Here is a 13706-nt window from a genome sequence, read left to right as displayed (position 1 = left end):
CTCGATACCTGTCATGAAACGGCTCCACTGGGAAACAACACGGGCAATTGTGAACATCTTTCTTTTATAAAACCAATGACCTATTCGATGTGCCCATATCGCGTGAAGGCCAGAGTACGTAAACACAACCTCAAACCAGCTGCGTGCAGCCGGGTCGTTATCGAATACGGCGGAAATATCAGATCTGATCGTTTGCCACATRCTCTCACCTTCTTTTGTAGGAAATCAAACTCCTGCGTATAATAAAAAGCCCCCGCAGCCATATGGCTGCAGAGGCGTGATTAATCGCGGTTCCACTCTGCTTGGTGACTCGGAAGTCTCCCAACTCAATAACCCGTAACGTGGGTATTTCGGCTGCGCCTACCCTACTCTGAAACCGAGTATTCGGCGCGGCAGCTCCCAGGTGCATTTCCGGTTAAAGGGAATGGATAACTCACAGCCAGAGCCTGACGGCTCCGATTATCCTCTCTGATAAATCCCTAAATAAGCGTACTCTCCTGATCATTGCATTCCTTATTGAACTAAGTATAGCGAAAAGCACCCTATATTACAATAAGTTCCGCAACCGAGCAGCGACTTTTTCTTTTCCAAGTAGGTAAAGCGACACATTTAGGTCAGGTCCATGCACTTGTCCTGTCAGTGCGGAACGGATCGACATAAACAATTGCTTCCCTTTATAACCTGTATCCTTCTGGACTTGTTTCAATAAGGCAGGGATAGCCTCTACTGTGAAAGACTCCGCTTGCTCGACTTGACCCAAGAAACTGGTCAATACGACGGGTACATGCTCTTCTTTCAAAATAGCCGCTGCTTCCTCGTCGATAACAAGCTCTTCTTTGAAGAAGATGCTGGATAGTTCGACAATTTCCGCGGCGAAGCGCATTCTCTCTTGGTTGAGGCCGATCAGAGCCGTCACCCAAGCCTGACCCGCTTCGTCCAACTGTGGTTCGATGTATCCGGCCTTTTGCAGATGAGGCACACAAAGCTCGACAACGCGCGAGAGCGGAGCTTTTTTCAAATAGGCGTTGTTCATCCAGTTCAATTTATCCATATCAAAGACAGCTGGACTCTTCGATACACGATCGAGGTCAAACTGGGCGATCAATTCTTCCTTCGTAAACATCTCTTCTTCGCCGCCTGGAGACCATCCTAGCAGAGCGATAAAGTTCACAACAGCTTCCGGTAAATAACCTAGCTCCCGATACTGCTCGATAAACTGGATAATAGACTCATCCCGTTTGCTCATTTTCTTGCGGTCCTGGTTGAGGATCAGCGCCAAGTGAGCGAATTCCGGAACAGGCATACCGAGAGCTTCGTACATCAGAATTTGTCTAGGGGTATTGGACAGATGCTCTTCCCCGCGAATAACCAAATTGATTTTCATCATGTGGTCATCTACGATTACAGCAAAGTTATACGTAGGAATCCCGTCAGGGCGTGCGATAATGAAGTCGCCGATCCCATTCGATTCAAACTCAACGTGCTCGCGAACCTTATCTTTGAAGCCAATGATCCGGTCTGCCGGTACAAGGAAGCGAGTTGAAGGCTTACGGCCCTCCGCTTCAAAGGCGGCAATCTGCTCAGGCGTCAAGTGACGGCACTTCCCGGAGTAACCGCCCATCTCGCCGCGTGCTTCCTGCTCTGCCCGCTCCTGTTCTAAATCTGCTTCCGAACAGTAACAAGGATACGCATGACCGCTTTGAAGAAGCTGGTTGAGGTGGGTTTGATAAATATCAAGTCTTTCCATCTGACGATAAGGACCGTACGGGCCTCCGATATCTACGCTCTCATCCCACTCTAATCCAAGCCATCTTAGACCATTCAATTGATCCTCAATGCCGGATTCCTTATGACGGGTTTGATCCGTATCTTCAAAGCGCACAACAAATGCCCCACCATGGCGACGCGCCAATAAATAATCAAAAAGTGCTGTACGAGCACCGCCTATATGTAAATGTCCCGTTGGACTTGGTGCATAGCGCACACGTAAAGGTTGGTTCATGACTATACCCTCTCTCCCCAATAATACCTGCTATTCTAGCACATCTCGAATTAAACAAACAACCGATTGCGCCGCAATTCCTTCGCCTCGGCCCGTGAAACCTAACTGCTCCGTCGTTGTTGCTTTCACATTGACCTGGTCCGGTTTCGCTTCCAAGGCATCGGCAATAATTTCAACCATTTGCGGGATGTACGGTGCCATCTTAGGCTTCTGGGCAATTATCGTGGAATCTGTATTCCCCAGACGGTACCCCTTATCTTTTGCAAGCTGCCATACGTGTTTCAAAAGGACCAAGCTGTCCGCATCCTTGAATTCCGCTGCTGTATCCGGGAAGTGCTTCCCGATATCTCCTAAGCCCAGAGCGCCTAGAATCGCATCGCTAACTGCATGCAGGAGCACATCCGCATCGGAGTGGCCGAGCAGCCCCTTTTCATAAGGAACCGTCACGCCTCCAATAATACACTTGCGGCCTTCCACCAACTGATGAACATCAAATCCTTGTCCTACACGAATCATTGTTGTTCCTCTCCCCTTACATTCTGTAGTATCCATTCTGCCCATGGCAAATCTTCCGGTGTAGTTATCTTAATATTGTAATAGTCCCCTTCAACAACATGCACCGTTGTTCCTAACCGCTCTACCAGCATAGCGTCATCTGTCCCCAGGAAATCTTCCTGAAGGGCACGTTGATGCGCCTCCTGCAAAAGAGAAAGCCGAAAAGCTTGCGGGGTTTGGATGGCCCACAAGCTTCGTCTATCCGGTGTAGATTGTATTCGCTTTTCGGAATCTACGACTTTTATCGTATCCTTCACGGGAACAGCCAGCACGGCTGCGTCCTGATCTTTTGCCTTCGATAGACAATCGAACACATGTTCTTTCTTGACGAAAGGACGAACACCGTCATGCACAAGTACCCAAGTGGTACCCTGTTCTAAGGCTTCAAGGCCCCGTCTGACGGAATCCTGACGCTCCGCCCCGCCTGCTAGCACATGAGTGACCTTGGAAAGCGCATAGCTCTGTACATAGCCTGTACAGCGCTCTACGTCATTTCCGCCAACAACTAGAATGATTTCATTCACTTCATGTATGTTTTGAAATAATTGCAACGTATGTACCAGAATTGGCTTCTGTCCCAGTTGTAAATATTGTTTACTCTCCGCGGTTCCCATGCGCGAGCCCTTGCCCGCTGCCACGATGATAACCCCTAGCTTCCCCATAAGCCTAAGTCCTCCAACTCAACTGAGCGCTTTCTATTCGAAAGCTTACTGCGTAAGCATAGACCCAAGGATAAACAGTAAGTGCTATGTTACATCTCCCTATCATACTGGTTTTACTGCGCTTTTTCCAATAATTTCGGTTTCGCGAAAATCATTCGGCCCGCTGAAGTTTGCAGCACACTCGTTACCATCACTTCAAGCGTCATTCCAATGAATTCACGTCCACCTTCCACAACAATCATTGTACCATCGTCAAGATAAGCGACACCTTGTCCATGCTCTTTGCCATCTTTAATGACTTGAACAATAATTTCTTCACCCGGCAGAACTACAGGCTTCACGGCATTCGCCAAATCATTAATATTCAGCACCGATACCCCTTGCAGTTCACAGACTTTATTCAGGTTAAAATCGTTCGTAATTACTTTCCCTTGCAGCACTTTCGCCAAACGCACCAATTTGCTATCTACTTCGGATATCTCTTCGAAATCGCCTTCATAAATCAGCACTTTCACTTCGAGTTCCTTTTGGATTTTGTTCAAAATATCAAGTCCGCGCCGCCCGCGATTCCGCTTAAGCAAGTCTGATGAGTCTGCAATGTGCTGCAGTTCTTCCAGGACGAACTCCGGTATAACGAGAGTGCCTTCGATAAAACCTGTTTTGCAAATATCCGCAATGCGCCCGTCAATAATGACACTTGTATCGAGAATCTTATGTTCCTCGTAGGGACGGTGTGTCTGCTTCTCTGGAGCGACTACCCGACTCATCGCAATAATCTGAACCAGCTCTTCCCGCTTGCTGTAACCAATGCGAAACCCCATAACTGCTAGAACCCCCGAGACGACGAAGGGTAAAATAGGGCTTGCCCACTTCACCTGATCGAGCACAGGGAACACCAATACCGATATAAGCAGTCCAATTACTAGTCCTAATGTACCTGAGAGCAGATCGGACACAGGAATGTCCGCAACGTTTCTTTCCCCTTTGACAAGCAGCTTCATCCCCTTGCCTGCAACCCATGCTGAAAGAATGAACATAACTACCGCGCATAAACTATTGATGGCTATTGCTTTTYCTGACTCATTCATGAAACCTGTCGTTCGAAGGACGGCTTCACTCCATCCAAAACCTAAACTACCACCCATGATGGCCAAAATGAACTGTACCCATTTCCTCATCATAGATTCACCCCCTGCATCAACATATTAATAAAGCTACATTACAATTATGTTCCAATTTATCCATCGTTAATCACTTATTCAGATGTAAAATTGAAATATTAAGGGGCTTCCATTATAATGAAATTGGAAGTTACCAACACACCCGAGGTGGATGGAATGAGCTCCTTGACTTTAAAGCAGTTTCAAGATCAAGTATCCGAATTGTTACTCCGTCACCGAAGTCTGCTTGACGTCTTATCCAAATTTCAACAGTCCGGTGCAGCTGCTAACCGTTCCGTGGTGAAATCCATTACAGAATGTGGATGTATTCAGGTCAACGCAGCGAAGCAAGAGTACCATCCAGAGATGACTTTGAATGAGGCTAAGGATGTGCTGGGCACTCATGTATCCGGTCACCTGTGTGAACAATGCATCGAGGTTGTCAGTAGTGAACTGGGCAGGAATTTGTTCTATATGTCCGCACTAAGCAACATTCTTGATGTTAACCTGGAACAAGTCGTTGAGAATGAATCCAAGAAATGCACAACACTAGGACTCTTCAACATGTCATGAACATGAAGATGAACAAACAAAAAAGCATTTATTTTCTCTGAGATGATCAGAAGAAAATAAATGCTTTTTATTTTGGGAAATTCATCATTAAACGTCGGACTTAACGGAATTTGAATCGTCTACACCACGTCTTTTGTTCTTTCTGCGGAGTCGAATGAAAAATCCATCAACGTTTTTTTTTAAGCCATAAAGCGCGTACAATAGAAGAGGTACGAAGATCATTTTGGAAATGGACTCAGGCCATTTAATTGCAATCAAGACTGCCACAGCAACGATAACTGGTGTAATCCAGATTGCTGCTTTAGGAATACCCGCTTTCTTGAAGTTCGGGTACTTCACTGTACTTACCATCAAGTAAGACAACATAATTGTACTTACCAAAAGCACATAGACGTTAATTTCGTTCACAAACAACGCTAAGGTACAAAGCACACCACCTGCAGCTGGAATCGGCAACCCGATGAAATAGCCAGGTGTACCAGCAACAACATTGAAGCGAGCCAAACGAAGTGCTCCACAAATGGGGAAGATCGCCGTGACGATCCAAGCAAATGCCGGACTGATCACACTCGGATCATTAAAAGCTACTACATACATGATAAAGGCAGGTGCTACACCGAAAGAAATTACGTCGGAGAGCGAGTCTAGCTCTTTACCAAATTCACTTTGTGCATTCAATGCCCGTGCTACACGACCATCAAGACCATCAAGCAACATGGCAACAATGACAAGTACAGCTGCGATACCATGCTCACCACTGAAAGCGAGAATTATCGACAGAACACCTAGGAATAAGTTCCCTACTGTAAAAAGACTGGGAATTGATTTTGTTAACATATTTTTTTGTCCACCTCTGGATTTACTATGCCCTAAACTTGACTTTATAAAACCTCAACAATAGATACTTTATGATTGTATCCACTTTAAATATGTCTGTCAATGAAGACTTGTTCTTGAATTCTTTTGAGGCCCTCTTTAATTGCGCGCGCCCTCACTTCTCCGATTCCGTCAACTTCATCCAGCTCTTCAATGGTTGCCATCATCATGTGCGGCAGGTAGCCAAATTTCTCTACAAGATTCGCAATAATGATCGAGGGAAGCCGCGGTATTTTCCCAAGAACCCTGAATCCACGTGGGGAAACTGGCTCTTCAGCAATTGAATTCGTATGCGGATAGCCGAGTAATCGAATAATTTGGTGCGGTTCCAGCAATTCATCCGAAGATAACCGCTTCAAGCCAGCTTGCATTTCTTTGACTCGGTCCTCGGATAATTCCCTTACATAATCTTTTACGAGCAAACGCGCTTCAAGTTCCGCATTGCCAACAAGTTCTTCCAATTGCATGCTAATTAATCGGCCTTCATTGCCCAACTCGTTAATATAACGGTTGATTTCTGCCTTAATGCGCAGCACCATTTCAAAACGAGCAATGACATTGGTGACATCGTGCAGCGTAACAAGCTCTTCAAACTCCGACGCACTCAGGTTCGTCAGCGACTGATCCAAAACAACTTTGTACCGTTCCAACGTTTGGATGGCTTGATTAGCTTTCGTTAATATAACGCCTATATCTTTGAGCGCATAGCGCAAGTTGCCTTGATAAAGGGTGATGACATTGCGTCGCTGCGAAATCGAAACAACTAACTTATTCGTTTGCTTCGCAACACGTTCAGCTGTCCGATGGCGGATTCCTGTTTCCGAAGAGGAAATCGAAGAATCCGGAATTAATTGCGTATTCGCATAGAGAATACGTTTGATATCTTCGCTCAGGATGATCGCTCCATCCATTTTGGCCAGTTCATATAAATAATTGGGCGAAAAATCACAATCGATCGAAAATCCGCCATCGACGATTTCCCTTACTTCCGCGCTATATCCAACAACAATAAGTCCGCCCGTTTTGGCGCGTAAAACATTCTCCAAACCGTCACGGAACGGTGTGCCAGGGGCTACCATTTGCAGCAATTGGCTCATGACGTCTCGCTTTATCTCTTCTTTACTCATATAGTCCTCCTGAAGGCTTGCAGGTTGAATGATTCAAGAGCTACTCCAGTGCCGCTTTCAATGCTTCCGACACCGTATTCACCCCAATAATCTCCATACCGGGCGGATGCGTCCACCCCTTCAAACTTTTCTCTGGCATAATAACTCTGCGGAATCCTAACTTCTCCGCTTCCTTCACCCGTTGATCAATCCGGGATACACCGCGGACTTCTCCGGTCAACCCGATCTCACCGAACACGACGTCAAAAGGTCTCGTAGCGTGATCCCGGAAGCTGGATGCGATACTAATCGCTATGGCTAAATCGACGGCAGGTTCATCAAGTTTGACGCCGCCAGCCACGTTCAGGTAAGCGTCCTGATTCTGAAGGAACATTCCCATACGTTTCTCTAAAACGGCAATGATCAAAGAAAGTCGGTTATGATCGACACCAGTCGCCATCCTTCTGGGAGATGGGAAATTCGTCGAAGAAACCAACGCCTGAATCTCTACCAGCACCGGACGCGTTCCTTCCATGCTCGCAACCACGGTAGAGCCGGCAACACCAAGTGGCCTCTCGGATAGGAACAGTTCGGAAGGGTTGCTTACTTCGACAAGTCCTGCTTCTTGCATCTCAAAAATTCCGATCTCATTCGTAGACCCGAATCGATTCTTGACTGCACGAAGCACGCGGTAAGAGTGATGCCGCTCTCCTTCGAAGTAAAGGACGCAATCGACCATGTGTTCCAGCATCCTAGGTCCCGCAATAGCACCTTCCTTCGTCACGTGGCCGACAAGGACCGTTGCAATACCTTTCCCCTTAGCTATTCTCATAAAGTGACCCGTACATTCCCGGACTTGCGAAACGGTTCCTGGGGCCGATGTAATGGCAGGATGGTAGACAGTCTGAATGGAGTCAATCACCAAGAAATCTGGTTCAATTTCTTGAATAGCTTCCTCAATAAGTTCCAGGTTCGTTTCACAAAGAACATAGAGCAGCGGAGATGATGCATTCAAGCGATCCGCTCGAAGTTTCGTCTGTTTAACAGACTCTTCCCCCGATATATATAGAACTTTCTGATGTGCTTGCGTCAGCTCGAAAGAAGTTTGGAGCAGTAACGTTGATTTCCCGATCCCCGGATCCCCACCTACGAGAATCAAAGATCCAGGCACAATACCTCCGCCTAAGACGCGATTCAATTCTTTATTGCTGGTCACAACCCTAGGCTCTGGGCTACTTTCTATATGTATGATGGGGGTCGGTTTTTCTTTCGTGCGAGGAGCAGAAGAATTCATACCCTTTGTACGCACAACCGTTTCGACTTCTTCTACCATCGTATTCCAAGATTGACAACCTGGGCACTTGCCCATCCATTTTGGCGATTCATAACCGCATTCTTGACAGCAAAATTTCGTTTTCTGTTTACTCATGACGTAAGTGACTCCTTAGATCTTTCAATTCTATATTTGGCTATCCTTACCAATAAAGTTTACCATTTTTACGAAGTCCATGAAAGGTCATCTGAAAATAAAAAGCATTTTGCCACACCCAAGAACCGGATGCAGCAAAATGCTTCTTTGCTTGCTTTATTTAGCTGCTACGCCTTCGCCCTTCAGGACAACCAGCTCGCCTTCATTCTCATCAATCGTTAAGGAGTCGCCCTTAGTAATGTTGCCTCTGAGAAGCTCCTCAGACAAACGGTCCTCAATATGCTTCTGGATGGCTCTACGAAGCGGTCTTGCGCCGTAAGTCGGGTCGTACCCTTCTTTGGCCAGGAACGTTTTGGCTTTGTCTGTCAGCAAGAAGTCAACCTCTTGTTCTTTCAGACGTTTGCGAAGATCATCGGCCATCAAAGTAACAATTTCGGCGATATGCTTCTCATCCAAGGAGTGGAAGACGATGATTTCGTCGATCCGGTTAAGGAACTCAGGACGGAAACTTTTCTTGAGCTCGCCCATCACTTTATCTTTCATGTTGGTATAATCTCTACCAGCATCAAGAGCAGCTGTGAAGCCAAGTGAAGAGTTTTTCTTAATCATATCCGCGCCTACGTTGGAAGTCATAATGATCAATGTGTTGCGGAAATCGACTGTACGTCCTTTGGAATCTGTCAAACGACCATCTTCCAGCACTTGCAGCAGAATATTGAAAACTTCTGGATGTGCTTTCTCGATCTCATCGAGCAGTACAACCGAGTATGGTTTACGGCGAACTTTCTCTGTCAGTTGGCCACCTTCTTCATAGCCAACGTACCCTGGAGGCGCTCCGACCAAACGAGACGTCGAGTGTTTCTCCATGTATTCCGACATGTCGATCCGAACTACAGCGTTATCGTCACCGAATAGAGATTCAGCTAACGCGCGCGCTAACTCGGTTTTACCTACACCAGTAGGTCCTAGGAAGATGAAGGAGCCCATTGGACGCTTCGGATCTTTGAGACCTGCTCTAGCACGGCGGATTGCGCGGCTGACGGCTTTAACCGCTTCTTCTTGGCCAATGACACGCTCATGAAGAATGTCTTCCATTTTGAGCAGACGATCTGTCTCCTCTTCCGCCAACTTGCTAACAGGAATCCCTGTCCAGCTTGCTACGATTTGAGCGATATCATCTGGCGTTACTTCTGTATCCAAACGACCTTGTTTTTCTTTCCAGTCGTTTTTCGTCGTATCCAGTTCTTCGCGAAGCTTCTGTTCAGTGTCACGAAGCCCAGCCGCTTTCTCGAACTCCTGGCTTTGAACCGCGGCATCCTTCTCCTTACGGATATCTTCCAGCTTGTTCTCTAGCTGTTTCAATGAAGGCGGTATCGTGTAAGAACGTAATCTTACTTTGGAACTAGCCTCATCGATCAAGTCAATTGCTTTATCCGGTAAGAAACGATCTGTAATGTAGCGGTCAGATAGCTTAACAGCCTCTTGAATAGCAGCATCCGTAATTTTCACACGGTGGTGAGCTTCGTAGCGGTCACGCAGACCGTATAGGATTTGGACGGCTTCATCTGGGGACGGTTGATCCACCGTAATTGGTTGGAAACGACGCTCAAGCGCAGCATCCTTCTCGATATATTTGCGGTATTCATCAAGCGTTGTAGCACCGATGCATTGCAACTCTCCTCTGGCCAATGCCGGTTTCAAGATGTTGGAGGCATCAATTGCACCTTCAGCACCACCAGCGCCGATCAAAGTATGAAGTTCATCGATGAAGAGCACGATGTTGCCCGCTTGCCGAATTTCGTCCATGATCTTTTTGAGACGATCCTCAAATTCACCGCGATATTTGGTGCCTGCTACTACAGAACCCATATCGAGTGTCATAACCCTTTTATCCTTCAACGTTTCCGGAATTTCATTATTAATGATTTTCTGAGCGAGGCCTTCGGCAATTGCCGTTTTACCAACCCCCGGCTCACCGATCAGCACCGGATTGTTTTTGGTTCTGCGGCTTAACACTTGGATCACACGTTCGATSTCTTTGCTACGCCCGATAACTGGATCCAGGTGACCCTCTTTGGCATAAGCAGTTAGATCTCTCGCTAAACCATCTAGCGTAGGCGTATTCACATTCTGAGTGTTGCCGTGGCTTGGAGACACTGTCTCACTGCTGCCTAACAATTGAAGAACTTGCTGGCGAGCTTTGTTCAAAGAAACACCAAGATTGTTAAGGACTCTCGCAGCAACGCCTTCGCCCTCACGAATTAGCCCTAGTAAAATATGTTCAGTCCCCACGTACGTGTGACCTAATTTTCTTGCCTCATCCATGGACAACTCAATGACCTTTTTCGCTCTAGGTGTATACGCAATGTTGGTAGGCTGCTCTTGTCCTCTGCCGATCAGGGATTCGACTTCATCTTGAATTTTTTCAAGACCCAGGCCCAAAGCAACAAGTGCTTTAGCGGCGATACCTTCCCCTTCACGAATAAGACCCAGCAAAATGTGCTCAGTACCAATATTGTTATGCCCTAAGCGAACTGCTTCCTCTTGAGCCAAAGAAAGCACCTTTTGCGCACGTTCTGTAAATCTGCCAAACATCATAGAGAACACCTCCAAAAGTAGTATATCTATGGAAAACCTAAAGGATGAATCTTAACTGACTATACCCTGCCGAATTTCTCTCGAATCAGCTCAGCTCGACGCATGTCACGCTCATCGGCGCTCAGCTTCTCACCAGCATATTGCTGAAGAAAGCCAGGCTGCGTCATGACCAGCAGTTCATTCAAAACATCAGAAGAAACATTATTGATAATCCCAAGGTCTATGCCCAATCGCACATCCGACAGGCGCTGCGCAGCCTCCTTAGAGTCCATAATTCCTGCGTAAGACAAAATACCAAGAGAGCGATTCACGCGATCAATGATACGCATTCTAGACTCTTGCATCAGCTTATGCCTTGCAGCACGCTCATGCTCAATAATTTGCCTTGCAACACTGTGTAAATTATCAATAATCTCGTCTTCGGATTGTCCTAACGTAATCTGATTCGAAATTTGGAACAGATTACCTAATGCTTCGCTGCCTTCCCCATATAATCCTCTAACCGTCAATCCAACTTGTGTAACAGCGGATAAAATCCGATTGATCTGTTGGCTGAGCACCAGAGCGGGTAAATGCATCATCACTGAAGCGCGAATCCCGGTTCCGACATTAGTAGGGCAGCTTGTTAGGTAGCCCCTCTTTTCATCATAGCCGTAATCCAGCTGGGTTTCAAAAATATCATCAATTTGGTTCGCCAAGTCCCAAACTTCCTTGATTTGGAAGCCTGGGCATAAGCATTGTATGCGAAGATGATCCTCTTCATTGATCATAATGCTGATGGATTCATTTTCGCTTAAAATAACTGCACCATTCCTGGATTCGTTAGCTAAGTTGGGACTAATTAAATGCTTCTCAACAAGAACCATTCGCTCAAGCTCGTTAAGGTCAGACAGCGGAATAAGCGAAAAGTTACTGATCGTCTCCAGCTCATCATTCTCCAGCACGCCGGATAACTGATCCAGTACTTCTTGTGATTGTTGATTGGTAGCTAGCATCGGGTAAGGGTAGTCTCTGAGGTTGCGCGCAATACGGATTCGACTGCTGATGACAATATCCGATTCCGGCCCCTCTCCCTTCATCCATTCGCTCAATGCATCTCCTGTAAACCGCTGTAGTGTCACTGGATTCACACCTTCCTTACAAAATCACAATCCGGCAATTTTCTTCTCTATCTCGCGAATTTGGTCCCTGATCTTCGCCGCTTGTTCGAATTCCTCTGCTTCAATGCAGGTCATCATATCCTTCTTAAGCGTATCGATTTCCCGCTTGGATAGAGAGGAAGGTTCGAAATCAAGTAATCCTGATAAAAGATTATGAATCGAAAAACCGCCAGATGTCCCAGGAATCATTTCACCCTTCTCGCGGGCGCAATTCTCACAAATGTGGAACTCGTTCTTGTCTCCATTCACAATCTTGGTAAAATGAAGAGTCGCCGGTCGTTTCCCGCATTCCTGACAAATCATTTCATATGCCTCCTCATCTGCTAAGCAAGGATATCAGCATCGCTGTAAGGATCTTAGCTCGAATTTCATCGCGCAGCGGGAGCTTGAAGGTCAACACATCTCTGGATATCGCTGCCCGAATCAAATTGGCTTCTCGTGTTGAAATATAGTGGCCTTCCAGCAGCTGGTAAATGAGTCCCTCAGAAGCGACTTGATCTATGTGTGTATGAATCGTTCGAAAAATATGATCCAATATCGATCCATGACTCTTAAGCTCAATCTTCTGGATACGAATGTACCCGCCACCACCACGCTTACTCTCCACGAGGTAACCCTTTTCCAGCGTGAACCTTGTACTAATCACATAATTGATTTGGGAAGGCACACACTGGAATTGATCCGCTAGATCGTTTCGTTGAATCTCGATGGCTCCTTCAGAGCTTTGTTGAAGGACATGCTTTAAATACTGCTCAATAATTTCTGATACGTTACGCATCAATTCATCCTCCCAGACTGCTAGAAGTAAATTGACTTTGATTGACTTTGACTTTCTTTGACCTTAACTAGATTATAATCATTTCCTTTCTTTTTGACAAGTGCTGCAGCTAAACATTGCCGTATATAAAAAACTGAGCATTTTCACAGCTTACTCTCAGTATTTACAAAAATACCCCTGCTTAACGTCAGGGGCTGTTCCTTTTTTTGGGGTTGTAGGTGGGATGGACTGCTGCTTTGCCGATTATGGCGGGGGCTGGCGCGCATAGGCAGAGTGGGCGGCAGCAAAGTTAACTGCAAAAAGTGCAGGTAATTATGCTCCAATGCTTGGATTGACCAACATTGATGTAAAAAGTGCAGCTAATTATGCTCAAATACTCGGATTGGCCAACATTGATGTAAAAAGTGCAGGTAATTTCAGGTGAATCAGACGATYYYGGCGTTTTCGCTTGATTTAGCTGTAGGAAATGCAGGTAATYGGTCAAAATGGGGARAGTGCCGTAATTTTACTGTACTTTTTACAGTTGGGCTACTCGGGAGCCTTTGRCAGAGGCAGCAGACRACAAAAAAACCTTACGAGGATTTCTCCTTGTAAGGTTCTTCAGTGTGCTTGGCAACGTTCTACTCTCCCAGAACCCTGCGGTTCAAGTACCATCGACGCTGGAGGGCTTAACCAAATGTACCCAAGAAAGTGAAGATAAGCTCTGTAGCTGAATCCGAATACTTTCTCGGGGCCCAGAAAACCTAAGAAATTCTTACCTTTACGCAAGTTTCGTATCTAGTTTTCAAGGCGCAAACCACGCTTTGA

Annotated in this window: 13 protein-coding genes; 1 reads left to right on the top strand and 12 read right to left on the bottom strand. The window is 46.2% G+C overall.

What is annotated here, in order from left to right; all coding sequences use genetic code 11:
• The 5 genes from AC1DUA_RS06025 to AC1DUA_RS06005 all read right to left on the bottom strand — a co-directional run.
• Window positions 1-201: serine O-acetyltransferase (locus AC1DUA_RS06025; protein ID WP_477498859.1), on the bottom strand; the 201-nt coding region annotated here is incomplete at its 3' end.
• Between the two features lie 346 nt (window positions 202-547).
• On the bottom strand, window positions 548-2002 hold the full coding sequence (gene gltX / locus AC1DUA_RS06020) for a glutamate--tRNA ligase (RefSeq protein WP_477498858.1): 1455 nt from the start codon (window positions 2000-2002) through the stop codon (window positions 548-550).
• A gap of 30 nt (window positions 2003-2032) precedes the next feature.
• Window positions 2033-2518 (bottom strand): 2-C-methyl-D-erythritol 2,4-cyclodiphosphate synthase, encoded by a 486-nt coding sequence (ispF, locus tag AC1DUA_RS06015; RefSeq protein WP_477498857.1) that lies wholly within the window; start codon window positions 2516-2518, stop codon window positions 2033-2035.
• Window positions 2515-3219: a 2-C-methyl-D-erythritol 4-phosphate cytidylyltransferase gene (gene ispD, locus AC1DUA_RS06010; protein WP_477498856.1), complete on the bottom strand. Its 705-nt coding sequence runs from the start codon at window positions 3217-3219 to the stop codon at window positions 2515-2517. Before ispD ends, ispF begins: the two co-directional genes overlap by 4 nt.
• A 113-nt stretch (window positions 3220-3332) precedes the next feature.
• Window positions 3333-4400 (bottom strand): PIN/TRAM domain-containing protein, encoded by a 1068-nt coding sequence (locus AC1DUA_RS06005; RefSeq protein ID WP_477498855.1) that lies wholly within the window; start codon window positions 4398-4400, stop codon window positions 3333-3335.
• 156 nt (window positions 4401-4556) lie between these two features.
• On the opposite strand from AC1DUA_RS06005, the gene AC1DUA_RS06000 reads away from it, so the two are divergent.
• Window positions 4557-4952, top strand: coding sequence for a DUF1573 domain-containing protein (locus tag AC1DUA_RS06000; protein ID WP_127457569.1), 396 nt, complete (start codon window positions 4557-4559; stop codon window positions 4950-4952).
• An 87-nt stretch (window positions 4953-5039) separates the two neighbouring features.
• On the opposite strand, the gene pssA is transcribed toward AC1DUA_RS06000, so the two are convergent.
• From pssA to AC1DUA_RS05965, 7 genes are all read right to left on the bottom strand, one after another.
• On the bottom strand, window positions 5040-5789 hold the full coding sequence (pssA, locus tag AC1DUA_RS05995; protein ID WP_161407580.1) for a CDP-diacylglycerol--serine O-phosphatidyltransferase: 750 nt from the start codon (window positions 5787-5789) through the stop codon (window positions 5040-5042).
• Window positions 5790-5875: 86 nt separating this feature from the next.
• A complete protein-coding gene (gene disA, locus AC1DUA_RS05990) occupies window positions 5876-6955 on the bottom strand; it encodes a DNA integrity scanning diadenylate cyclase DisA (protein ID WP_477498854.1) in 1080 nt (359 codons plus the stop codon).
• A gap of 40 nt (window positions 6956-6995) precedes the next feature.
• Window positions 6996-8363, bottom strand: coding sequence for a DNA repair protein RadA (gene radA / locus AC1DUA_RS05985; protein WP_477498853.1), 1368 nt, complete (start codon window positions 8361-8363; stop codon window positions 6996-6998).
• 156 nt (window positions 8364-8519) lie between these two features.
• Complete coding sequence (gene clpC / locus AC1DUA_RS05980; protein ID WP_477498852.1) at window positions 8520-10961, bottom strand: ATP-dependent protease ATP-binding subunit ClpC; 2442 nt, start codon at window positions 10959-10961, stop codon at window positions 8520-8522.
• A 59-nt stretch (window positions 10962-11020) separates the two neighbouring features.
• Window positions 11021-12040, bottom strand: coding sequence for a protein arginine kinase (locus tag AC1DUA_RS05975; protein ID WP_477498860.1), 1020 nt, complete (start codon window positions 12038-12040; stop codon window positions 11021-11023).
• Window positions 12041-12106: 66 nt separating this feature from the next.
• The gene (locus tag AC1DUA_RS05970) at window positions 12107-12424 is read right to left on the bottom strand and encodes a UvrB/UvrC motif-containing protein (RefSeq protein ID WP_477498851.1); all 318 of its coding nucleotides are present in this window, start codon (window positions 12422-12424) and stop codon (window positions 12107-12109) included.
• 13 nt (window positions 12425-12437) lie between these two features.
• A complete protein-coding gene (locus tag AC1DUA_RS05965) occupies window positions 12438-12899 on the bottom strand; it encodes a CtsR family transcriptional regulator (protein WP_477498850.1) in 462 nt (153 codons plus the stop codon).
• Between the last annotated feature and the right edge of the window lie 807 nt (window positions 12900-13706).

This window comes from Paenibacillus sp. 01T422 (genome assembly GCF_056398785.1).
Note: the sequence above shows the minus strand (reverse complement) of the source record. Positions and strands in the feature narration are given on the sequence as shown.

Excerpts from the sequence above, each read along its gene's own strand:
- gltX (WP_477498858.1), bottom strand. The coding sequence starts at position 2,002 with ATGAACCAACCTTTACGTGTGCGCTATGCACCAAGTCCAACGGGACAT.
- ispF (WP_477498857.1), bottom strand. The coding sequence starts at position 2,518 with ATGATTCGTGTAGGACAAGGATTTGATGTTCATCAGTTGGTGGAAGGC.
- ispD (WP_477498856.1), bottom strand. The coding sequence starts at position 3,219 with ATGGGGAAGCTAGGGGTTATCATCGTGGCAGCGGGCAAGGGCTCGCGC.
- AC1DUA_RS06000 (WP_127457569.1), top strand. The coding sequence starts at position 4,557 with ATGAGCTCCTTGACTTTAAAGCAGTTTCAAGATCAAGTATCCGAATTG.
- pssA (WP_161407580.1), bottom strand. The coding sequence starts at position 5,789 with ATGTTAACAAAATCAATTCCCAGTCTTTTTACAGTAGGGAACTTATTC.
- disA (WP_477498854.1), bottom strand. The coding sequence starts at position 6,955 with ATGAGTAAAGAAGAGATAAAGCGAGACGTCATGAGCCAATTGCTGCAA.
- radA (WP_477498853.1), bottom strand. The coding sequence starts at position 8,363 with ATGAGTAAACAGAAAACGAAATTTTGCTGTCAAGAATGCGGTTATGAA.
- AC1DUA_RS05975 (WP_477498860.1), bottom strand. The coding sequence starts at position 12,040 with ATGAAGGGAGAGGGGCCGGAATCGGATATTGTCATCAGCAGTCGAATC.
- AC1DUA_RS05970 (WP_477498851.1), bottom strand. The coding sequence starts at position 12,424 with ATGATTTGTCAGGAATGCGGGAAACGACCGGCGACTCTTCATTTTACC.
- AC1DUA_RS05965 (WP_477498850.1), bottom strand. The coding sequence starts at position 12,899 with ATGCGTAACGTATCAGAAATTATTGAGCAGTATTTAAAGCATGTCCTT.